Source organism: Bacillus sp. EKM208B (assembly GCF_011800725.1).
GTDB lineage: Bacteria > Bacillota > Bacilli > Bacillales > Bacillaceae > Bacillus > Bacillus velezensis.
The window spans coordinates 261,399-282,666 of sequence record NZ_JAANHO010000003.1 but is presented as its reverse complement, the minus strand read 5'-3'; the positions used below and the strand labels follow the sequence as shown (position 1 = coordinate 282,666).

28 protein-coding genes and 1 riboswitch are annotated in these 21,268 nt (G+C 47.5%); of the genes, 9 read left to right on the top strand and 19 right to left on the bottom strand.

The window, feature by feature from the left end:
• Positions 1-61 precede the first annotated feature (61 nt).
• On the bottom strand, positions 62-316 hold the full coding sequence (locus tag G9F75_RS06865; RefSeq protein WP_014417440.1) for a hypothetical protein: 255 nt from the start codon (positions 314-316) through the stop codon (positions 62-64).
• A gap of 120 nt (positions 317-436) precedes the next feature.
• Between G9F75_RS06865 and G9F75_RS06860 the strand changes: the two genes are divergently transcribed.
• Positions 437-2,722 carry an ATP-dependent helicase gene (locus G9F75_RS06860; RefSeq protein WP_103526990.1) on the top strand — a complete coding sequence of 762 codons (2,286 nt, stop codon included), beginning with the start codon at positions 437-439 and terminating at the stop codon, positions 2,720-2,722.
• Between the two features lie 68 nt (positions 2,723-2,790).
• Here the strand turns inward: G9F75_RS06860 and spoVIF are convergent, their stop codons facing one another.
• From spoVIF to G9F75_RS06840, 4 genes are all read right to left on the bottom strand, one after another.
• The gene (gene spoVIF / locus G9F75_RS06855) at positions 2,791-3,045 is read right to left on the bottom strand and encodes a sporulation-specific transcription regulator SpoVIF (RefSeq protein WP_003154986.1); all 255 of its coding nucleotides are present in this window, start codon (positions 3,043-3,045) and stop codon (positions 2,791-2,793) included.
• 166 nt (positions 3,046-3,211) lie between these two features.
• Positions 3,212-3,373 (bottom strand): YjcZ family sporulation protein, encoded by a 162-nt coding sequence (locus tag G9F75_RS06850; protein WP_007610678.1) that lies wholly within the window; start codon positions 3,371-3,373, stop codon positions 3,212-3,214.
• 91 nt (positions 3,374-3,464) lie between these two features.
• Complete coding sequence (locus G9F75_RS06845; protein WP_012117306.1) at positions 3,465-3,662, bottom strand: hypothetical protein; 198 nt, start codon at positions 3,660-3,662, stop codon at positions 3,465-3,467.
• Positions 3,663-3,949: 287 nt separating this feature from the next.
• Positions 3,950-4,306, bottom strand: a complete 357-nt coding sequence (locus G9F75_RS06840) for a DUF1360 domain-containing protein (RefSeq protein WP_014417437.1) — start codon at positions 4,304-4,306, stop codon at positions 3,950-3,952.
• Positions 4,307-4,476: 170 nt separating this feature from the next.
• Between G9F75_RS06840 and G9F75_RS06835 the strand changes: the two genes are divergently transcribed.
• The 5 genes from G9F75_RS06835 to cotZ all read left to right on the top strand — a co-directional run bounded on the left by G9F75_RS06835 (position 4,477) and on the right by cotZ (position 7,030).
• Entirely contained in the window at positions 4,477-4,863 is a 387-nt protein-coding gene (locus G9F75_RS06835; RefSeq protein ID WP_022553545.1) for a spore coat protein, read from the top strand.
• A gap of 37 nt (positions 4,864-4,900) precedes the next feature.
• On the top strand, positions 4,901-5,215 hold the full coding sequence (locus G9F75_RS06830) for a hypothetical protein (protein ID WP_014417435.1): 315 nt from the start codon (positions 4,901-4,903) through the stop codon (positions 5,213-5,215).
• A 92-nt stretch (positions 5,216-5,307) separates the two neighbouring features.
• Positions 5,308-5,808: a spore coat protein CotX gene (cotX, locus tag G9F75_RS06825; RefSeq protein ID WP_014417434.1), complete on the top strand. Its 501-nt coding sequence runs from the start codon at positions 5,308-5,310 to the stop codon at positions 5,806-5,808.
• 150 nt (positions 5,809-5,958) lie between these two features.
• Positions 5,959-6,441 carry a CotY/CotZ family spore coat protein gene (locus tag G9F75_RS06820; protein WP_029973132.1) on the top strand — a complete coding sequence of 161 codons (483 nt, stop codon included), beginning with the start codon at positions 5,959-5,961 and terminating at the stop codon, positions 6,439-6,441.
• Positions 6,442-6,586: 145 nt separating this feature from the next.
• Complete coding sequence (cotZ, locus tag G9F75_RS06815) at positions 6,587-7,030, top strand: spore coat protein CotZ (RefSeq protein WP_128496574.1); 444 nt, start codon at positions 6,587-6,589, stop codon at positions 7,028-7,030.
• A 56-nt stretch (positions 7,031-7,086) separates the two neighbouring features.
• Here cotZ and G9F75_RS06810 read toward each other — a convergent pair whose 3' ends face one another.
• From G9F75_RS06810 to G9F75_RS06765, 10 genes are all read right to left on the bottom strand, one after another.
• Positions 7,087-7,695 (bottom strand): CotO family spore coat protein, encoded by a 609-nt coding sequence (locus G9F75_RS06810; protein ID WP_014417433.1) that lies wholly within the window; start codon positions 7,693-7,695, stop codon positions 7,087-7,089.
• Between the two features lie 97 nt (positions 7,696-7,792).
• Positions 7,793-8,569 carry an enoyl-ACP reductase FabI gene (fabI, locus tag G9F75_RS06805; RefSeq protein ID WP_003155001.1) on the bottom strand — a complete coding sequence of 259 codons (777 nt, stop codon included), beginning with the start codon at positions 8,567-8,569 and terminating at the stop codon, positions 7,793-7,795.
• Positions 8,570-8,699: 130 nt separating this feature from the next.
• Entirely contained in the window at positions 8,700-9,512 is an 813-nt protein-coding gene (thiD, locus tag G9F75_RS06800; protein ID WP_014417432.1) for a bifunctional hydroxymethylpyrimidine kinase/phosphomethylpyrimidine kinase, read from the bottom strand.
• 22 nt (positions 9,513-9,534) lie between these two features.
• A complete protein-coding gene (gene thiF / locus G9F75_RS06795) occupies positions 9,535-10,545 on the bottom strand; it encodes a thiazole biosynthesis adenylyltransferase ThiF (RefSeq protein ID WP_103526992.1) in 1,011 nt (336 codons plus the stop codon).
• Positions 10,542-11,312 carry a thiazole synthase gene (gene thiG, locus G9F75_RS06790; protein WP_007610655.1) on the bottom strand — a complete coding sequence of 257 codons (771 nt, stop codon included), beginning with the start codon at positions 11,310-11,312 and terminating at the stop codon, positions 10,542-10,544. The genes thiF and thiG overlap by 4 nt, the downstream gene beginning before the upstream one ends.
• On the bottom strand, positions 11,309-11,512 hold the full coding sequence (gene thiS, locus G9F75_RS06785; RefSeq protein ID WP_007409096.1) for a sulfur carrier protein ThiS: 204 nt from the start codon (positions 11,510-11,512) through the stop codon (positions 11,309-11,311). The genes thiG and thiS overlap by 4 nt, the downstream gene beginning before the upstream one ends.
• On the bottom strand, positions 11,509-12,618 hold the full coding sequence (gene thiO, locus G9F75_RS06780) for a glycine oxidase ThiO (protein WP_167408982.1): 1,110 nt from the start codon (positions 12,616-12,618) through the stop codon (positions 11,509-11,511). Before thiO ends, thiS begins: the two co-directional genes overlap by 4 nt.
• A complete protein-coding gene (gene tenI, locus G9F75_RS06775) occupies positions 12,602-13,219 on the bottom strand; it encodes a thiazole tautomerase TenI (RefSeq protein ID WP_014721002.1) in 618 nt (205 codons plus the stop codon). The genes thiO and tenI overlap by 17 nt, the downstream gene beginning before the upstream one ends.
• A complete protein-coding gene (gene tenA / locus G9F75_RS06770; RefSeq protein WP_031304449.1) occupies positions 13,197-13,904 on the bottom strand; it encodes a thiaminase II in 708 nt (235 codons plus the stop codon). The genes tenI and tenA overlap by 23 nt, the downstream gene beginning before the upstream one ends.
• Positions 13,905-13,992: 88 nt before the next feature.
• Positions 13,993-14,101: riboswitch (TPP riboswitch) on the bottom strand.
• Positions 14,102-14,154: 53 nt separating this feature from the next.
• Entirely contained in the window at positions 14,155-15,999 is a 1,845-nt protein-coding gene (locus tag G9F75_RS06765) for a monovalent cation:proton antiporter family protein (protein ID WP_007610641.1), read from the bottom strand.
• Positions 16,000-16,227: 228 nt separating this feature from the next.
• Here G9F75_RS06765 and prpE point away from each other — a divergent pair, with 228 nt between their 5' ends.
• A complete protein-coding gene (prpE, locus tag G9F75_RS06760) occupies positions 16,228-16,977 on the top strand; it encodes a bis(5'-nucleosyl)-tetraphosphatase PrpE (RefSeq protein WP_103526996.1) in 750 nt (249 codons plus the stop codon).
• 33 nt (positions 16,978-17,010) lie between these two features.
• On the opposite strand, the gene G9F75_RS06755 is transcribed toward prpE, so the two are convergent.
• The 4 genes from G9F75_RS06755 to G9F75_RS06740 are packed head-to-tail and all read right to left on the bottom strand — an operon-like array spanning position 17,011 to position 19,765.
• A complete protein-coding gene (locus G9F75_RS06755; protein ID WP_167408981.1) occupies positions 17,011-17,904 on the bottom strand; it encodes an RluA family pseudouridine synthase in 894 nt (297 codons plus the stop codon).
• Positions 17,905-17,918: 14 nt separating this feature from the next.
• Complete coding sequence (locus tag G9F75_RS06750) at positions 17,919-18,719, bottom strand: NAD kinase (protein WP_003155018.1); 801 nt, start codon at positions 18,717-18,719, stop codon at positions 17,919-17,921.
• Between the two features lie 17 nt (positions 18,720-18,736).
• The gene (yjbM, locus tag G9F75_RS06745; protein WP_003155019.1) at positions 18,737-19,372 is read right to left on the bottom strand and encodes a GTP diphosphokinase; all 636 of its coding nucleotides are present in this window, start codon (positions 19,370-19,372) and stop codon (positions 18,737-18,739) included.
• A 27-nt stretch (positions 19,373-19,399) separates the two neighbouring features.
• Complete coding sequence (locus tag G9F75_RS06740; protein WP_032874472.1) at positions 19,400-19,765, bottom strand: UPF0738 family protein; 366 nt, start codon at positions 19,763-19,765, stop codon at positions 19,400-19,402.
• Positions 19,766-19,889: 124 nt separating this feature from the next.
• Here G9F75_RS06740 and G9F75_RS06735 point away from each other — a divergent pair, with 124 nt between their 5' ends.
• Together G9F75_RS06735 and G9F75_RS06730 are read left to right on the top strand one after the other, a co-directional pair.
• Positions 19,890-20,462 carry a CYTH domain-containing protein gene (locus G9F75_RS06735; RefSeq protein WP_128496568.1) on the top strand — a complete coding sequence of 191 codons (573 nt, stop codon included), beginning with the start codon at positions 19,890-19,892 and terminating at the stop codon, positions 20,460-20,462.
• A gap of 4 nt (positions 20,463-20,466) precedes the next feature.
• Complete coding sequence (locus G9F75_RS06730; RefSeq protein WP_100261698.1) at positions 20,467-21,153, top strand: lytic transglycosylase domain-containing protein; 687 nt, start codon at positions 20,467-20,469, stop codon at positions 21,151-21,153.
• The last annotated feature ends 115 nt before the right edge of the window (positions 21,154-21,268 follow it).

Below are 21,268 nucleotides of genomic sequence, written 5' to 3'. Positions count from 1 at the left end.
ATTCCTTTCCGTATCTTTCATAATATACGACTCAAAAAAACCCGGATATATCCGGGCTTTTTCACACGTATTGATTTATTAACCGGCCTTTTCCCATGATTTGCGGCAGACGGGAAAGAGAGCGCTTACGTTTTTCCTCAAGTACTTTCTTTTCTGCGGCTGCGGTGTTTTCCTGGCGGCGTTCCACCTCTCTGTACACCCTGTCATTGGCGAGGGCGGCTGCTTTCGTAATGCCGGCGTAATCAGGCTTATAACCCGCTGCCCGGTTTGCGTATTGAGAATACTGCTGGTTTTGAATCCGTCCTGCATAAATCATATGTACCCCTCCCCTTCGCTTTTCATTTCCCTTAATCTTACTTTTTGAAACGCTGTTCTTTTGTTATGATATTCTTTGTCTATCAAATGGATGAACACCTTTTAATGGGAGGACCCCTTTTTGAAATGCGCCCGACTGAATAACCGAACGATACATTTACATAAATATTCTAGAGAACATTACCAATTCCTTTTTGAAGAAGCTCAGAAAGGAAATATTTTTTGCGCACATTGTGAGCAGCCCGTCTTGATGCGGCTTTCGATTTTAGAGCAGCCGGCATTTTATCACCGGCAAAAGGGAGACTTCACCGCCTGTGAAAAAGCATGCGCGGCCGAGGAACCGCAAGCGGAGAAAGAAAAAGAAGAGTATAAGGAAGCCGGCATGTTCCGCCTGCCGAAAGGAAAAGCGATTTCAGAGAATCAGAAACCGATCGTCTCAGAATGGAAAAGCCCGAAAAAAGTGCCTGCGGCCGAACCGTTTTCACCAACATCCGAGGCGGCTGACATATCTTTGTTCCCCGGCATCGGCCTGAACCGTGAACAGATGAAGGCAGTTACTGAAACGGACGGGCCTTTGTTAGTGCTTGCCGGAGCGGGAAGCGGAAAAACAAGGGTGCTGACAGCACGCGCCGCCCATATGATTGAACACCTCGGCATTTCACCTGAGAATATGCTGCTTGTGACCTTTACGACAAAAGCCGTCGCCGAAATGAAAGAGCGAATGGCAAATGAGTACGGTCTGGCAGCCGGAAAAGTCTCCCGTCTCGTGACCGGAACATTCCACAGCTTTTTCTATAAAATACTCTATCATTATGATTCTTCAAAATGGAACGGCAGCCAGCTTTTAAAAATGGAGTGGCAAAAAGAGCAATATGTGAAAAAGGCGCTCTATGAAGAAAATTTGGATGAAAAAGAGTTTCCCGTCGACCAGGCGCTTCAGCTTATCGGCTGCTGGAAAAACACGTATCTCCCCCATGAGACCATTCCGCTTGCGGACGACTGGGAGAAAAAAGTGTACAGGCTCTACGAACATTACGAACGGCAAAAGCGGGAAAAACGGCAATTTGATTTTGATGACATGGCCCAAGGCTGTTATGAACTGTTTCAAAGCCGGCCTGATATTCTCGCACAGTACCAAAACAGATTTTCTCATATTTTGATTGATGAGTTTCAAGATATCAATCCTGTCCAGTACAACATTATGCAAATGATCGCAAGCCCTGAGAATAACCTGTGCTGCGTGGGTGATGACGACCAATCCATTTATGCATTCCGCGGCAGCAGCCCGTCTTTCATTTTAGATTTTCAAAAGGATTATCCGGCAGCAAAGACCATTTATTTAACGGCAAATTACCGATCGCCGCATCCGATCGTCTCAAGCGCTCATGCCGTCGTAAAGAAAAATAAAAAACGGTATGAAAAAACACTTTCTGCCGTCAAAGACGGCGTTCACAATCCCGTGCTGTTTTATCCTTACGATGAAGAAGAAGAAGCGACCATGATCGTTTCGGATATGAAAGAGAAAATTCAAAACGGGGCGAGTCCTGACGATTTTGCCGTGCTTTACCGGACAAACAGCGCCGGACGGGCCATTTATGAAAGACTGCACCAATCATCGATTCCTTATCATGCCGACAGGGGTGTGCAGACGTTCTACAGCCGCAGAATCGTACGCCAGATCCTCGCCTACTTATATGCGAGTCAGAATGAAGATGATCCGGATGCGGTGAAAGACCTGCTGCCCGCCTTATTTTTAAAGCAATCCGCCCTGCAAACGTTAAAGGCGCTGTCAATCACGGAAGATTGCACGATGGTTAAGGCACTGACGAAACTGCCTGACCTGAAGCCTTTTCAAATAGGGAAGATCAAGCAGATCGTTCCGTTTTTCGCAAGCATCCGGACAATGAAGCCGGTTGAAGCCATCACCTTTGCAGAAAGCAAAATGGGTTTTTCCGAGTATTTAAAAAAACGGGGCAATGAGGGGAACAAACTGGAAAAAGGCTCTGATGATCTCAGGGATGTCAAAGTGGCCGCCAAAAAATTCAAAACCATTCCCGATTTTCTTGCGCATGTCGATCATATGCGCGCCGCTGAGAATCTGAAAACCGATGAAAACGGCGTCGAACTGCTGACCATTCACCGCTCTAAAGGTCTTGAATTCAATACGGTCTATATTTTAGGCGCGGCTGACGGCTCGATCCCCCATGACTTCGCGCTTGAGACGGCGAGACAGGGCGATCCCGCTCCGCTCGAAGAAGAAAGACGGCTTCTGTATGTCGCAATGACAAGGGCCATGCAGCATTTATATGTATCTTGTCCCGCGTACAGGCGGGGAAAAACAGCGCGCAGCTCAAGATTTCTCGAGCCCCTTCTTCGGACGGACAGACGGAGCGCACTCAGGATATAAAGAACCCGGCAGATCGCTGCCGGGTTCTTCTCACATAAAAAGGCCTTTTTAGCAAGGCCGGCTGATGCCTATTTATTGTTCAGCATTTTAGAAATGGTGCCAAAATCAAGTTTCTCTTTACCGCTTGTAATAGATTGAACGATTTTGTCTTCCAATTCTTTCGGAACACGCTTGTTAGCCAGCTGGGACACCTTCTGAATGACGCCTCTCACCGTGTTTTCATCTTTGAAATTGGCATTTTGCAATGATCCTGCAAGGTTCATGACATCCTTCATGCTGACGCCTGTTTTCTTCTCAATATTTTTGAAAAATTGATTATCCATGGTGTGCCTCCTTTTGTGGAGTAATACGATATTGTATGAATAAAGAGCGGAACATGTGCCCGTAAGACAAGGAAAAAATTCCGAGTGCCCCGTCTCTATACTCCTTCATACATCAGGGAAGCACGGGACTGAACGGTCCCGCGCTTATCCAAGGTCTTGCTAAGGTTTAGCCAAAAAAGGATGCACCGACAATGATCAGAAGGATGAACAATACGACAACAAGAACAAATGTTGAGCCGTATCCGCCTCCGACATAGCCGCCTCCGTATCCGCCGCAGCCGCCATAACCGCCGTAGCCGCCGCCGAATCCGCCATATCCGAATCCCATATCTAAGCACCTCCTTTACTCTCTATACTCTATGTGAGCCGACTTGTTTGGCTTGGATAAATGCATAGGGCCGGTGCGGATTTCATTCATTTTAGTGAGAATGCTCATTTTTCTTCAGTTTTGCTTCTGTTTCGGCGGCAAACACATCTATCCATTCCTCAAAGCGCGATCCTGCTTCATCAAACTCAGACAGCTGTTTTTCAATAGATAAGATATATTTGTCATGCTCCCGCTGGTTTTGATTGTGCCGGCGGTATTTACCGTTTATGAATGATTCAAATATATTCATAACATCCCCTCCTTCTATGATCTATGCCGAACAGAGGCCGGCGTTCGGCAAAAAACAAAAAAAACCGGAAGTTCCGGTTTTTTAGAAAACGGCTATTTCGGTTTTTTCTTTTGGCCGCAGCCGCAGCCTTTTTTCTTAATTTTTTTTTCGTAAGGCTGATGCACAGTTGACTTGTATGGAGAATGTTGGGAAGGTTTGCTTGATTGATTCATGGTGATCCTTCCTTTCCTTATGTCATATATGCCAGTTTATGCCGAAAGTGACGGTAAGTTGCTGGTGGAACCGCCTTATTCCTGCAGAAGACGAGAAACCGCAGCTTCAATGATCCCGGCCGCGCCGGCGATGGCTAACAGCAAAATCAGCCATTGCGCAGCCTCGGGTACCACAATCTGGGCCGCAATTAAAAAGGCGGCGCACCACACGCCCGTACACCAGTAGCAGCTGAGAAGTTCACCGATAAATGCCCTGATGCCTTTTCCTTTTATGACAATGTAGGTTTCTGTCGTGCCGTCTGGTGCGGTTTCTGTTTTTTCCTCGTGAAAAAGGCTCCGAAGCGGCGCCATAATGGTGTCAAATACGAAAAGCCTGGCCAGCCGGAAAACGGCAAACGATAACAGAATAAATGAAAGCCAATTGATAACCACCTGTTCACTCCTTTTCAAAACTTGACCTCTTTATACATATGCGAAAACCCTGATCTTCATGAATCGCACCTTGTCCGATAAAAAAATAGGTGCGATTTAGTTGTTTTTCTTATTCCGCTCGGCGTTTCATTTGCATTATATAAAGTATGAATGAGAAAGGAGTGAAGGTTATGTCGTTTGAAGAAAAAGTCGAAACACTGCAGCCGCAAATATTCGAACAATTATCCAACGAATTCGAGCAGAAGATCGAAGTGATTGATTGCGAAAATGTCACAATAGATACAACACTTATAACGGCCGCTCTTTCAATACAAGCTTCAGTTACTGCGGCGATTATCCTTGCGACACAGCTCGCGATCGCAGATGAAGACACAGCCGACCAAATGGCAACCGAACTGCTGATCCTCGATGATTGCCAAATAAAAAAGCGAACCCTCATTCAAGTCATTAACAGCCGCAATGTCAAAATCACACTGACAGCAGACGATATCATGGCCTTTGTACAAACTTTATTTCAATTATTAAATATACTTTTTGCTGAACTAGACATCCTTTAACCTTTCTTTTCAAATATTTAAATAGAGGTGAGAACAAATGGCAGATAACGAAAAATTAAAAAAAGAACTCGAAAGTCTACCAGAAGTGGATCCGCTTTTAAAAGTGCTTGTCAGCAATGTCTTCAAAAAACACGGCGTGACAAAGGATAAAATGCGGGATATCCCTGATGAAGAAAAAGAAATGCTGATCGCATTAGTCAAAGACATGCAGGCGAAATCAGAAGCTTTTCTTGAAAGCCAGAAACAGAAAAAAGAGCAGGAAAAAGCGCAAGAACAGCAGACAAATCCGCAAACCCGCAGAGAACAATTAATCGAACAGCTCCGGCAAAGACGCCAAAATCCCGGTCAATAACTAAAAAATAGTGATTTTTATCAGGATAGATGCCTGAGTCAAAGTAAGGGGCCGGCTCATTTAATATTAGTAAAAGAAAAGGAGGAATAGATATGGAAAGCAGACCATACTCTTGGGTTGCACTTGATCCTGAATGCGAACATCCGCGAGAAGAAAAAGAAGAAAAAGAAGGCAGAAGATGCAGTGTTTGCTGTAACGGAAACGGATTCGGCGAAGATAATGCCTTCATCGACCAGGACCTGGCTCAAGCGAATCTCAACAAACAAGTTTCTGAAGAAGCGATTATTATCAGAGACTCTTGTGATATTAACGTAACGTCAACAGACGTTCAAGCAGTCGCTTCAGTCATGACAGCTCTTAATGCAGCAGTCGTAACAGCCACTCTCACTTCAATCGCTGACGGAGTCATCGCTGAATTGGTCGCACAAGACTTATTGCAGCTAACAGCTAACAAACAAATCAACCGTCAAAAACTGCTCATCGAAAACTCCCGCGGCGTAAACGTGACAACAGTAGATGCCGATATCGCAGTGTTGATCTCAACAGCGACAAATACACTGGTTGCCATCTTAGTCATCACCCTGATCCTCTAAAAAGAAAAAGCAGAGCTAAAAATGCTCTGCTTTTTCTTATTTTCTCCGCATATGATGAATATATAGACGTTCACCCACACCAAGTGAGGCTCGCGTACATATGTTGTTAAAGACAAAAGTCAAATACCCTAAAAGAAGGAGCTGAAATCCATGAGCTGCGGAAAACACCATGGCCGAGATGAAAGTTGTGTATGCGATGCAGTCGAGAAGATTTTAGCAGAACAAGAGGCTGTTGAAGAACAATGCCCGACTGGATGCTATACCAATCTGTTAAGCCCGACGGTTACCGGTAAAGATACCATCCCGTTTCTCTTGTTTGATAAAAAAGGCGGTTTGTTCTCCACATTCGGGAACGTCGGAGGATTTGCGGATGACAGCCAGTGCTTCGAGTCTATTTTCTTCCGGGCAGAAAGAGTTTGTGATTGCTGCGCAACGCTTTCAGTATTGCGCCCCGTAGATGTGCACGGCGACACCCTCAGCGTCTGCCATCCTTGTGACCCGGATTTCTTCGGTTTAGAAAAAACAGATTTTTGCATTGAAGTTGATCTGAGCTGCTTCAGCGCCATTCAATGCCTTTCACCGGAGCTTGTTGACCGGCCTGCGCCGCACAAAGAGAAAAAGCATCACGGATAGTCATTGATTCGCATCTTTCCTAAAGAAGAATCCCCTTCCAACCTTCTATTACAGATGCAATCATCAGCCCGCCCGGACTTCCGGGCGGCTGACTCTCCGATATCGTTTAATCCGGTATATAAAACGTGAAGTCAGGAGGGATATTATGAGCAAGCATACAACATACTGTGTGCGTGAAGCGGTAGAAAATATTGAAGACCTGCAAAATGCGGTTGAGGAAGATTGCCCGGCCGGATGCTATTCCAACCTTTTATCGCCGGGTTTTTCATTAGGCGATACAGTGCCGTTTGTGCTTTTCACTTCTAAATCATCACCGTTTACCGCATTCGGAAATGTCGGCGAGCTGGATAACGGTCCGTGTTTTAACACCGTTTTTTTCAGAGTTGAAAGGGTCTGTGACGGCTGTGCCACATTAAGCCTGCTTATTGCTTTTGACGAGCATAAGCACATTCTTGATTTTACAGATAAAGACACTCTCTGCGATGTATTCCGTTTAGAAAAAACGAACTATTGCGTTGAAGTCGATCTCCATAGCTTCTGCGCCATCAATTGCCTGAACCCGAGACTGATCAACCGCACACATTCTTAAATCAAAAGCATAAAAATAAGCTGCCGGATTAAGAATTCAGGCAGCTTTTTGTATGGTTAAAATCCAAGCGGATGCAGCGAGGTAATATCGTCTATTGCGAGTTCTGCCGGCGCTCCGTTGCTTGTCGTCCGCAGGAAGATCGCATTATTTTTTCTGCCGACGATTACGCCTCTGTAGGTTTTCCCGTTGGCTTCTATCAGACAAAGGGTCCGCGGCATATTATGCGGCAGCTTCGTTAAGAAATCAATTTTTTCAAGAATGGACATTCTGCTCATCGGCTTTTTCACGCGCTTTGGCGGAACCTTTTCCTCTGGGGCGGCATTGTGAACCGCTTCAGGCTCTTTTTCAGCGGTATCAGGCTCTTTTTTAGCGGCGTCAGGCTTGGCAGTGTCCTGCTCCGCTTGCGCCGGAACTTCTTGAACGGCTTCTTCTGTGCGGCTGTGCTGTTCAGGCACTTGCTTTTCTGGTTCGACAGCCACTGCTCCTTCAGGCTGAGTTTTACATTCTTCCTCCCGCTTTTCATGCATCGGCTCTTCTTCCGGCGGCTGAGGCGCTTTCCTTTTTTTGATTAATATGTCCTGCATTGATGATTGCGTGTCTGAATAATCCGCCTGAACAATATACATGAGCGGTTTTTTTTCCGCGTTTCTGTTTTGTTTTGACATCTTCATCCCTCCGATTCTGTCATGTTTTATTTATATGACGGAATGATTAAAATCAGAAGAAAGAAAAAAGCAATCCCTGAAAGGGACTGCTTGTTATTTAACGAGCGGTAATATGGAATCCTGAATCAACGTGAAGATTTTCGCCCGTGATGCCTCTTGACAGGTCACTGAACAAGAATGCAGCCGTGTCGCCCACTTCTTCAGGTGTTGTCGTGCGGCGCAGCGGCGCGCGCTCTTCAATTTCTTTCAGGATAGAGTTGAAATCACTGATTCCTTTTGCAGACAGCGTACGGATCGGTCCTGCTGAAATGCTGTTGACGCGGATGTTTTCTTTTCCTAAGTCAGCGGCTAAATATCTGACGCTCGCATCAAGAGACGCTTTTGCCACACCCATTACGTTATAGTTTGAAACGACGCGCTCTCCGCCGAGGTAAGTGAGTGTAACGATGCTTCCGCCTTCAGTCATAATCGGACGCGCCGCTTTTGCGACCGCTGTCAGAGAGTAAGAACTGATGTTATGCGCAAGCAGGAATCCTTCGCGGTTCGTATTTAAATATTCGCCGACAAGCTCTTCTTTGTTTGCGAACGCGATGCAGTGCGCGATGCCGTGAATCACGCCGACCTGCTCTTTAATGCTCGCAAAGCAAGTTTCGATCTCAGCGTCATTTGTCACATCACACGGAAGGATGATGGAATCATTTCTTTCTAATGTAGCCGCAAGGTCATGAACTGATTTTTCCAAGCGCTCTCCCGCGTAAGTGAAAATGAGGCGCGCTCCGGCTTCATGCAGCGAACGGGCGATCCCCCATGCGATACTGCGTTTATTGGCAACGCCCATCACAACGATGTTGCGGCCTTCAAGTGAGAAATTCATATGTATAAAGCCTCCTGTAATCGTCTTAAAGACATAGTTTTAGTACCTGATCTTAATTTTTATCATATCATAACCTTGTCCAGATTGAAAGCATGGGAAAAAGACCGCGGATGTTGAAGCGGTCTCTTTTTTATCTCGTCTGCAGACTGTTCCTTTTAAAGGCAAAATGATTGGTCGGGCCGTGTCCCTCTCCGATGCCGAGCGTATGTTCCACGGCTTCCCGCACAAAATTGACGGCTGTCTCAAACGCAGTCTGAATGTTTTTCCCCTTTGCCGTTTCCGCCGTCAGCGCGGCTGCGAACGTGCAGCCTGTTCCGTGGGTGTGTTTGGTGTCAATATAAGCGTGGCTGATTTGGGTAAAAGACGAACCGTCAAATAATAAATCAACGATTCTCCCCTGTTCAGGCTGGTGTCCGCCTTTTATGATGACATGCTTTGCACCAAGCTTGCAAAGGCATTCGGCCGCTTTTTTCCGGTCCTCAAACGTTCGGATTTCCATTCCCGTCAATACCTCAGCTTCCGGAACATTCGGCGTCACCGCATAGCTGCGCGGAATTAACAGCTCTTTTAACGCGGCCTGAGATTCCTCACGCAGCAGGGAAGCGCCTCCTTTGGCAATCATGACGGGGTCGGTGATGACATGATCAAGCCCGTACTGATCCGTTTTTTCCGCAATTTCCGCAATCATTTCCGCGCTCCACAGCATTCCCGTTTTTACAGCGTCAGGCCGCAAATCTTCCGCCACCGCGTCAATCTGGCTGCCCAGCGCTTCCCGGGTGAGCGGATAAATGCCGTGAACGCCCAAAGTGTTCTGGGCGGTTACCGCTGTAATGGCTGACATCCCGAAAACGCCGAGCTCCTGAAAGGTTTTGAGATCCGCCTGTATACCGGCGCCGCCTCCTGAATCTGATCCGGCAATCGTCAATGCTTTGCATATGCTCATGATGTTTTTCTCTCCTTTCGCATTATCCGATCCATTTATGATAAAAGGATTTCGCTCTGCTGATATCACTTGTGCCGTGTATTAATGCTCTGCCGTCACGAAACAGAACCATCTTGAACTTGTCTGTGCAAAACGAAATTAAATACGGGTTGGCTGAAACATCAAGCCCTGTCCGTCTGAGCTGTCCCGCAAGTTTTTGCAGATCAAACTGTTCGGAGATCCCCGTTCTGATCTGCACCGTGTTTCGCCCGCACAGAACCGCCGCTTTTGTCTGATTTTCATAGGATAAAAACGGATAATCGTTTGTGCCGCAGCTTGGGCAATCAGCCGACTTAAGACGGGCGACGTTTATTTCTGACCGTTCATTTTTCCATAAATCAAAGGAACGGAGAACATGCTCGATAGATCCGCCCGTTAACAGCTTCAGCGCATCTGCTGCCTGAAAAACGGCCGTCTGCAATGCAGCCGGGATGATGATTCCTGCCGTATCGCATGTCATACCGCCTAGAGGCAATGTCTCAAGCAGACAGTGAAGGCACGGCGTGACACCGGGAATGACGGTAAAAGAGAGCCCGTAGCTGCCGACACAGGCGCCGTACAGAAAGGGAATCCCTTTCTGCACAGCCGCATCATTCACAATCAGCCTCGTTTCAAAGTTGTCGGCGGCATCCACGATGAGGGAGGCGTCACGAATCAATCCGGGTGCGTTTTCCGCAGTGACATCCATGACAAATCCCTCGACTTCTACATCACTATTAATAGATCGAAGCCGTTTTTCAGCCGCCGCGGCTTTCGGCATTTCCTGTCTGACATCGTCTTCGGTATAAAGCTGCTGGCGCTGGAGATTACTCCACTCCACATAATCTCTGTCAGCGATCGTTACCTTCCCGACTCCTGCTCTGACAAGCATCTCCGCACTTGCCGTCCCAAGCGCACCCGCGCCGATAATCACGGCATGAGACGACCGGAGCTTCTCTTGGCCGGAGGGACCGATCGGCTGAAACAGCTCCTGTCTGGAATATCTGTCCGTCATACCGGAAGACCGTCTCGCGGACTGCTTGCAGTTCCGTAATCTTTCACCGGAATTCTCCCGGCTTCATAAGAAAGGCGGCCCGCTTCTACGGCAAGCTTCATCGCCCGGGCCATCTTGACCGGATCATCAGCGCCTGACACAGCGGTATTTAACAGCACGCCGTCAGCCCCGAGCTCCATCGCGTAGGCGGCGTCTTTTGAAGATCCGACGCCGGCATCGACAATAACCGGCACCTTCGCCTGTTCAATGATAAAGGATAGATTCAGCGGATTTAAAATTCCCTGACCGGAACCGATCGGGGAAGCGCCCGGCATAATGGCATGCACTCCGAGCTCCTCAAGACGTCTTGCGAGCACGACATCGTCTGACGTATACGGAAGCACGATAAATCCCTCTTCGAGCAGCTGTTCTGATGCTTTCAGCGTTTCAACCGGATCAGGCAAAAGTGACCGGCTGCATCCGATGACTTCTACTTTTATCATGTCACAAAGCCCTGAAGCTTTGGCAAGCCTTGCGATTCGGACCGCCTCTTCAGCCGTTGCGGCACCGGCCGTATTCGGCAGAAGCGTGTATTTAGACAAATCAAGCTGTTCGAGAAAGTTAGGCTGAGACTCTTCAAAGATGTTCATCCGCCGCACCGCAAAGGTTAAAATATCTGATTCCGAGACAGCCACCGCCTCTTTCTGAATCTCAAAACTCGGATATTTTCCCGTTCCTAACAGCAATCTTGACTGAAACTGTTTTCCGCCTATTGTTAACATCCTCATCCGCCTCCTACAAAATGGACAATTTCTATGACATCGCGGTCACACAAACTTGTATTTTCATAATTCTTTTTTTCAATGATTTCTTTATTTCTCTCCACAACTACGATTCTTTGATCAAGCTGGTACGATTCAAGCAAATCCTGAACCGTCCCCTCATTTCGATTCCAATCAATTTGTTTTCCGTTCAGCTGAAGGATCATATATGAACAGCCTCCTTGCGATCAATTCGAAACGCTTCTTCCCATTCCTGTTTGACTTGTTGCCCCAAGATTATATCCCGCACCATTTCAGCCGTTGCCGGCGCCAATAGGATGCCGTTCCGAAAATGGCCGGCGGCGAAGATGATGCCGCTGTCTTCAGGATGCCGCCCGATAAACGGCTTTCCGTCTCTTGTTCCCGGCCTGAGACCCGCCCAAAACCGGTCTATTTTCATATGTTCGATGGCGGGAAGCATGGTTTTCGCTTTTGCAATGACGGCCTCAATTCCTCCGATGTCAGGCGTATCGCTCCAGTCGCCCTGTTTCATCGTGGCGCCGATGACAAGCCGGCCGCTTTTTCTCGGGACGACATAACAATGATCATGGTAAAGGGTTTTGGTCAGCGGGGTATCGTCATTCCACACGGAAAGGCATTCTCCCTTCACAGGAAAAAAAGGCTGTCCCAAGCCGAGCTGGCTGAAAAACCGGCCGCTCCATACACCGCTTGCAACTGCGACTTTGTCAGCATAGACATCCCCGCCGGACGTTGTGATGCAATATTCTCCGTTCACCCGTTTTACGGAGGTGACTTGTGTATGCTCATATATGTCAGCGCCATAGCGCCGCGCTCCTTTTGCATACGCTTTGCAGACATAGTACGGTTCGACATGGACATCGTCTTTTATAAAACTTGCGCCGAGAATGTCTTCTGAAGCGTAAGGCTCTTTTTCAAGGGCATCTTCCGCTGAAAGCCAGGTGACGGAAGGCAGATCATCCATCTTCCGTAGACGGGCGATATCTTCTTCGGTATACGCCAGTTTAAGCATTCCGCCGTTATGGCGCCTGATGTCAATGCCGCAAGCTTCCTCAAGCTCTTGCCCCGCCGCTTCATACAGCCTTTGACTGTGCATGGCAAAATCAAAAAACGCATCCCGGTTTTCACATTCCGCATGAGCGCCCAGCATTCCCGCGGCAGCGCTTGTCGTTTTTCGGCCGACTTCTCCGGCTTCAAACAAGACAACGTTCTGCTGCGTCTTCGCCAGCTCATAAGAAATGGCGCACCCGATAATTCCGCCGCCGATCACCGCTGTATCATAGTGCTTCTTCATAATCGGCCTCCCTTACCGCGCGTGCATACCGTTTTGCCGCCTCCTCAGGATTTTCAGCTGAGAAAATACCTGACATGACGGCAATTCCGTCCGGTTTCGCCTGCTTTGTGTGTCCGATCGTCTGCATTGTCATTCCGCCGATTGCGATGACGGGGATGGAAAGCGTGCGTTTGATCTCTGAAAGCAGGCTGATGCCTCTTGCTTCAAGTCCTTGTTTACATTCGGTTTCAAATACATGGCCGAACACCACATAATCCGCATCTTCCTTTTCAGCTTGGATGGCTTCTTTCAGCGAATGAACCGAACGTCCGATATGAAGATGGGGAAATCTGCTTCGCACCTGCTTTACGGAAAAGCTGCGGGACGGAAGCTGAACACGGTGTATGTTGGCAAAAAGCGCGATATCCGCCCTGTCATTGATAATCAATTTGTCCTTATCCGCACCGCCCTTTTTCAAAAGGGACAAAAGCTGCATGATCTCTCCCGCTGTTTTATCCCGCTCACGGATATGGATAAAGCTTACTTCGCGCTGAATCGAAAGAATATCCTCGGCAAGCTCGGCAACGGGTTTGCGATTATCAGTTACCGCGTGCAGCTCCAAAAGATTCCACCTCTTTTCCGCCCTTCTCGGACCAGCCTTCTTTTTGATAGGCCATTCCCCAAAATTGATATTCATAATAGCTTGAAATCACAAAATTCTCTTTCATTTTCGCGCGGATGTCCTCTGTGCTGTTTTCAGCAATCTCGTCAAAACGGCTGATCTGTTCTTCGACTTGCTGTCTGAACCAGTCTCCGCCGTATGTACCGATCCATTTTTCATAAATCGGATGCTCCGGTTTGCACTCTTTTAAGTGTTCGCCGACTTCATAATAAAGCCAATAACAGGGCAGAAGCGCAGCTAATATTTCTCCAAAATTGCCGCTCATCACCGATCTGTACATATGAGACGTATAAGAATAGGCGGTCGGTGCCGGTTTAAATGCCGCACGCTCTTCTTCCGTAATCCCTAAAAGCTCCGTAAACTCGCGGTGCAGCGCCATTTCCGCTTCATATGTCCCTTGAGCGTGGCCCGCCATCCTGCCCGTCGTAAACAAGTCTTCGGCATATGCGGCGCCGAACGCCTGAACTTTTGCAAAATGCGTCAAATAGTAGGAATCTTGCAGCACGTAATAGCTGAAACGGTCTATCGGCAGGCTTCCGTCACCGATTCCCGTTACAAACGGATGAACAAAACTTCCCTCCCACCATTCGGCAGCCGCCAGTCTGCATTCTTCAGAAAATGTCATCATGTCTTCCCCCCCTGATAAAATAAAAAAACCACTTTCCCGCATCGGAAAAGTGGTTTGGAATTTAAATGGATAAAAGGAACCCCAAAAAAATACCGCTCCACTTCCCTACGCAGGTCTGAACCTGTTCAAGTTATGAGGGTCTAAAAGTCTCACTTTTATCTCAGCCCTTATGAAGGACACCCCTAGTGGTCATACGATTAATGATTTAATTGTTATGCCTTCTATATTATCACGAATTGCAATTTGGTCAAGCTTCAAGGATTTTTCTCAGTTCCGACACGTAGTTGCGCGAGCCCGTGACGATGAGGCGGTCTCCTGTTTTCAGCCGCGTGTCTCCGTGCGGAACGATGCTGTCCACACCTCTGAAAATCCGGACGAAAATCACATCTCCCATCAGCGGAAATTCCCGCAGAATGATGCCGTTATACGCCGGGTTTTCCAGATTGATCTGATATAACGAAGACTCCTCATTCGTCAGGAGGCTCATCACACCCGGCGCCTCAATTAATGCGCGCAAGAGCGTCTTTGTAGACAGAAGGATAGAAAAAATACTGATGCCCTCTTCTTTCAGTTTTGTTTCATGCTCAACCGAGCCGACGCTTGCGATGATACGCTCAGTCCCTTTCTCTTTCGCTATTAAGGCGATTTCAGCGTTCACATCTTCATTTCCCGTCGCCACGACAAGAATATCCGTTTTGAAAATACCGTGCGACTCAAGCGTGCCGGGCTCGTAATCAGAAATCGTGTCAACCGAAAAAACCGATTCCGCAAGCGTTTCCCCGGCATTTTCCTGATACACATGGACGACCCGTACTTCATATTCCTCCTCAGGCAGTTCCAGCGTAACCGGAAGTGTCATTTGGTTGGCGCCGATAAATGTAATGCGCTTTTTTTCCTGCGGCGCACTTTGCCGTTTGTATAATTTCTTAAAGCCGATCGGCGTGATGATGCTGGCAATAACCGCAACTAAAGTCAGCGCGCCGGACATATTGGCGCTGATAATGTGGAGCCTTTCTCCGATCGTAGCCGCCGCGATAACAAGCGACAGCGTGGACGTCAGCAAAAAGCCCGAAGCAAACACGGTTCTTTTGTCATACCATTTCTTTAAGTAAAACACCGGGAACATTTTGCTGATAAACAGCGCAAGCAGAAGCAGCGGAATCATCGTTAATGTTTTCGGATCTTGGAAAAGCGTCCAAATGTCCAATTTCACCCCGACCATGACGAAAAAGATCGGAATTAAAAACCCGTAGCCGAATGAATCCAGCTGTTCCACCATTTCTTTATTCGGAGACAGAAGCGATACCAGAACGCCTGCCAAAAACGCGCCGAGAATATTTTCCGCCCCGAGAGATTCCGATAAAGCGACAAGCACGATAATCAGTGTGAAAATGGCTCTCGTGCCGATCTGCACGGTGCCTTTAGACATCGACTGCACAAATGAACGGTGTTTAAAGATCCTGCCGAAGAAATACAGCACGACCCCCGCGGCAAAAAGAATCAACAGAAGCCACATATTTCCGCTGTCTTCTCCGTAAAGAGAAGAGAAAAAAGCGAGCAGAATCATCGTAGCCAAGTCCGCGATAACGGCGACAAGCAGGATAATCTGGCCGATATTGGAGTTCATGATCCGTTCTTCCTTTAAAGTCGGGACCACTACACCGAGTGATATCGTCGAAATAATAAGCGTCATTAAAAATGCGTTTTGTATAAAACCGGCTAATACAAAGGCATAGGACAGCAGCAATGATAAAATAAAGATGCCGAAAAAGATAATCAGTGCGGCAGAAAACGTGTTGGGCGCTTCCTTGCCATTCGGAAGGAATTGTTTTTTCTTCCCTTTCTCAAATGAAGAAAAATCAATTTCCAAGCCGCTTAAAAACATTAAAAAGATAAAGCCGAGAACAGACAGCGTCTCCAGCCACGTGTCTCCCTGAACGACAAGATTCAGGCCGCTTTTTCCGATAATAAGCCCCATGATGATCTCCGCGACGACGACCGGGATGCTGAGCTTAAACCGATGTAAAAGGAGCGGTGTCAAAAAAGCGACGATCAGAACGACGACTAAAGATGCGACTGATGTGTGTTCCATTCGTAAATACCTCCTTAAAACAAGGGTTATAAAAGCCCGCTTAAAGCGGGCGAAACCTTACTTTTTTTTAAAAACATAACGCATATTCTAACAAGGCTGACCGCGAAAAAAAAGTGATAAGGCTTTATTTCTTTAATTCTTTTTTTAATTTGTGCAAAAACAGCGTAATTAGGTATAGGAATTAGCCCCATAATAAATAAAAAACCGTTAATAAGGAGGCTGACACGAATGGCTTATGACATCATCAGCGATATACACGGATGTTATGACGAAATGATCGCGTTAATGCAAAAGCTCGGATATGAAGTCAAAGACGGAACGCCCGTTCATTCTGAAGGCAGGACGCTTGTCTTTGCGGGGGATTTAACGGACAGAGGCCCAAAATCCGTAGAAGTGATGCGTTTTGTGGCAAAAGCATATGAAAAAGGAGCCATCCGTTATGTCCCGGGAAATCATTGCAACAAACTGTATCGTTACTTAAAAGGAAACCCCGTAAAAGTGATGCACGGACTGGAAACGACGGCAGCCGAACTGAAAGAGCTGTCTCCCGCCGACAGAACGGAAGTCTCCAGACAATTCATCCGATTATATGAGTCAGCGCCGCTTTATGACATTTTACATAATGGCGATCTCGTTGTCGCCCACGCCGGCATAAAAGCTGACGATATCGGTAAATACTCGCGTAAGGTAAAAGAATTTGTTCTGTACGGCGATATCACGGGTGAAACGTATCCCGACGGCAGACCCGTCAGAAGAGACTGGGCCGCCGCTTACGAAGGCAAGGCATGGATTGTTTACGGCCATACCCCGGTAAAACGCCCCCGGATCGTCAACCGTACAATCAACATTGATACAGGATGCGTCTTCGGGAATCAACTGACAGGCTTTCGCTTTCCGGAGCATGAAACCGTCTCTGTGGAAAGCTCAATGCCTTATGATGCTTCACGATTTCGCGAGGATCACGGAAGGCAGGCATGAAAAAAAGCCCGAAACCGGTAAACGGTTCGGGCTTTACATGTGTTCAATTAATGTTCTCATATCGTCAGGCACCGGAGCGTGAAAAACGAGCGTTTCTCCGGTCATGGGGTGTACGAATGAAAGCCGCTCACTGTGAAGAGCCTGCCGCGCAATTCCCTCATTTTTTCCGCCGTACAGTGTATCACCGACTAACGGATGGCCGAGGTAGCTCATGTGCACCCGGATTTGATGCGTCCGCCCTGTTTCCAGCCGCAGGGCTGCAAGCGTAAACGCATGTCCCGCTTTTTCCGTTTGAAAATGCGTCACCGCTCGTTGTCCCTCCGGCGTTACCATCCGCTCAATAATACTGTCGTGTTTTCTTCCGATGGGCGCGTCCACCGTCCCTTCCTTCTGCGGCATGATGCCGTGTACGACAGCGAGATACCGCCTGCTGACAAGCCCCTTCTTCTGCGCTGCTGACAAAAGAGAATGGGAAAGCCGATGTTTGGCGATCAGCATCGCCCCCGATGTATCCCTGTCAAGGCGGGTGACAAGATGAACCGTTGATGGCACGCCGCTTTTTCGGTAGTGGCTGATCACTCCGTTAGCGATGCTTTCCGACGGGTGTTCTCTTGATGGAATTGAGGAGACATACGGCTGTTTATTGACCACAAGCACATGGTCATCTTCATAAAGAATATCAAGCGGAACCGGCTCAGGCAAAAGCGTTTCACTCACATGCTCCTTCGGAAATTCAATCTTAAGCACGTCTCCGTCCGCTAACACGGTGCGGACGGTTACATGCTCTCCGTTCACAAGCAGGTCTCCCCCGCCGAATTTAATGTCAGCGAGTAGCCGCTTTGAAATGCCGAGCTGCGCCGTATATTCTTTTATCGTCATGCCGGCTTCCCGGGCAGTCATGTTCTTTTGGATAAAAAAGTTGTCCAATCCGTTTCCTCTTTCTATTCGCCTTTTCCGATAAAGGAGTCCTGCACCCTTTTCCAAAACGGAAAAGGGCGGAATCTTGCAAATCTGACTTTTTCATTTGCCACACGGCATAGAATGGACTTGACATCCTTATGCAACAAGGTTAAATGATCAATTGTGACTTGAAAGTCGACGTCGTTTCTCGGTTTGATGACACAGTTATGATGATCGGGAAGCAAAAGCGGCGAGCCGACAGTCCTGAACACTCTGTTGTTAATGGATGCCATTTCCGCAAGCTGAATCGCTCTGATGGAAGGGTGGATGATTGCGCCGCCTAACGCCTTATTATAAGCCGTGCTTCCGGAAGGCGTGGACAGACATAAACCGTCTCCCCTGAACGTTTCAAACAGCTGGCCTTTAATTTCCACGTCAGCGACGAGACTGCCTTCTATGCTTTTGATCGTACATTCGTTCAAAGCCAGATACCGCTCCTCACGCTCTTCATCATGATAAGTGACAATCACCTCAAGAAGGGGATACTCCACGGTATGATACGGCGTTTTGGCGATGGCCAGAACGAGCTTTTCTATCTCCTGCGGAACCCAATCGGCATAAAAACCCAAATGCCCCGTGTGAACTCCGACAAACGCCGTTTTATCGAGACGGTCGCTGTACCTGTGAAATGCGTAAAGAAGCGTTCCGTCACCGCCGACGGAAATAACGATTTCCGGCTCTTTTTCATCCAAGGTCATATCAAAATCGAGTAAATACGCCTGTATTTTGCTTTTCAGTGTATCTGAAACCTCGTCTCCTTTTGAAGAAACGGCAAATTTCATGCCATTCCCCTCCTTTCCTACTGGCGGTCTCCCGCTTTTTTCTTTCGCGAGAACGCGGCTTGGGCTTCCTGGATTTCTCCGCGGATTTCTGACATTTCTTCATCGAGCCGGGATGCGGCTTCTGAGGCCCGCTGCAGCCTCAGCTTTACTTTTTCGGGAATGTTCCCGCTGTATTTGTAATTCAGTGAATGCTCAATGGTTGCCCAAAAGTTCATGGCAAGCGTCCGAATCTGTATTTCCACAAGAACGTGCTTTTCTCCGGACGTTGTTTGTAAAGGATATAAAACGACAAGGTGGTAAGACCGATATCCGCTTTCCTTATGCTCTGCTATGTAATCCCGCTTATCGACAACGGTAAAATCTTTTCTGGCAAACAGCATATTTTTGACGATCTGGATATCATCGACAAATTGGCACATAATACGCAGCCCCGCGATATCCTGCATCGTTTCAATCTGATGAAGCGGTATGCTTTTTCGTCTCGCTTTTTCAAGTATGCTCGCCACCGGCTTCACGCGGCCTGTCACAAACTCAATCGGTGAGTGGTCATCTTCATACTCATAAAGGGTTCTGACGCCTTTCAGCTTCACCTTTAATTCTTCAACAGCCTGGCGGTATGGCGCTAGAAATTGCTCCCATTGTTTGTCATCCATCGTACATCCCCCAATTCCGAACCTGTTCTAAAGAAATACGCTTTTCACTTTTTCTTCCATATCTCCGTAGTTTGCATTATCTTTAATATTTTCAAGAAGATAATCGAGTTCTTCATGCAGCCCTGAAAGTTCAACCATTTTTCCGCCGGCCTCAAGGACCGCCGGTTTTCTTTGGTCTAAGGCTTTTTTCAGATCCGGCCAGATATGTTCTTTTATAATGACATATTCAAAAGAGTCAGCTGATTCAAGTATGTATACAAAAGCAAAGTGATCGGAATCAACAAGCATTTGACCTGAGGCTTTGCGTTCCGCTCCGCTTAAGTCCTCTCCGCATTTCAAGCGGAGCGCGTCTTCTGTTAATGATGCATTTTGGATTTCAATTCTCTTTTGCATAATGTTCTCCTTTTTTAACAAAGTACAGCATTTATTTTATCATATCAAGGTCGATATTGATAAACGTAACCTCTAAAGAGATAATGGGAATTATACAATTTTTCGTCCTGAAAGGAAGACTGTCATGACCCAAGAAATAGAAATTGAATTCAAAAACCTGCTGACAAAATCAGAATTTCTGAAGCTGAGTGAAGCACTCTGCATGAAAGAACATGATTTTAAACAGCAGGTCAATCATTATTTCGACACGAAAGATTTTTCCCTGAAACAAAAAAAATCAGCACTCCGCATCCGAGAAAAAGACGGCGCGTTCGTCCTGACTTTAAAAGAGCCTGCCGCGGTCGGTCTGCTGGAAACCCACCAAGAGCTTTCGGCACCTGATCTTGACGTTTTCAAGATCCCGGAAGGCCCCGTCAAACGTCAGCTGGAAGGTCTCGGAATCGACTCAGAACACATTTGCTATTTCGGGACGCTGTCGACCGCACGCGCGGAAAAAGAATCAGAAAAAGGCTTAATCATTTTAGATCACAGCCGATATTTAGAGAAAGAAGACTTTGAATTGGAATTCGAAGCTGCTGACTGGGATGAAGGAAAACGGGGGTTTGAACAATTGCTCAAGCAATTCGGCATCCCAGAGCGGATCACGAAAAATAAAATCCAGCGTTTTTATGAACAGAAACAAAAAAAGGTGGAATGACACAGTGAATATAACGAATTGGGCGGCCCTTCTCCAGCTGCAATCAATGGCGCTGCAATCAATCTCTCATACAAGCACGGCTTCAGGCGGACAATCTTCAGAAAGCCCGCTTGCCAATTTCAGCGCGCTGCTCAGCCAGTATACGGACACAGCCGTCCGGCAGCAGCCGGAATCAGGAATTTTAAACGGCGTGCGGACCGCTCACGCTTCTTATTCACCGAGAATTCCCGTTTCATCCGGTTACGCGGCAGCTTCACAGACCGCTTCCCCAAGCATAAAGTCTGCGAATGCGGCTTCTGACATCAGCACCGGAAACTTTTCAATAGACAGCGCCATTCAGAAAGCGGCCGAAAAATACGGAGTGGACGAAAAGCTGATCCGCGCGGTTATTAAACAGGAATCAGGCTTTAATCCGAAAGCGGTCAGCGGTGCGGGGGCAATGGGACTGATGCAGCTCATGCCTTCCACGGCAGAATCACTCGGGGTGTCAAACCCGCTTGATCCCGTCCAGAACGCTGAGGGCGGCACGAAGTACTTAAAGCAGATGCTCACGAAATACGACGGAAATGTATCTCTCGCGTTAGCCGCCTACAACGCAGGCCCCGGCAACGTAGATCGGTACGGAGGCATTCCGCCGTTTAAGGAAACACAGCAATATGTCAAAAACATAACCAAACAGTATTACGCGTAAACCAGAGAGGCTTCCTTCGCCCTCTGGTTTTTTTGCGGAGTGAAATCTTACACATGAATGAAGGCGATGTGATATGATATGAAATACAAGCGCCTGACAGAAAGGCACTTTGTTT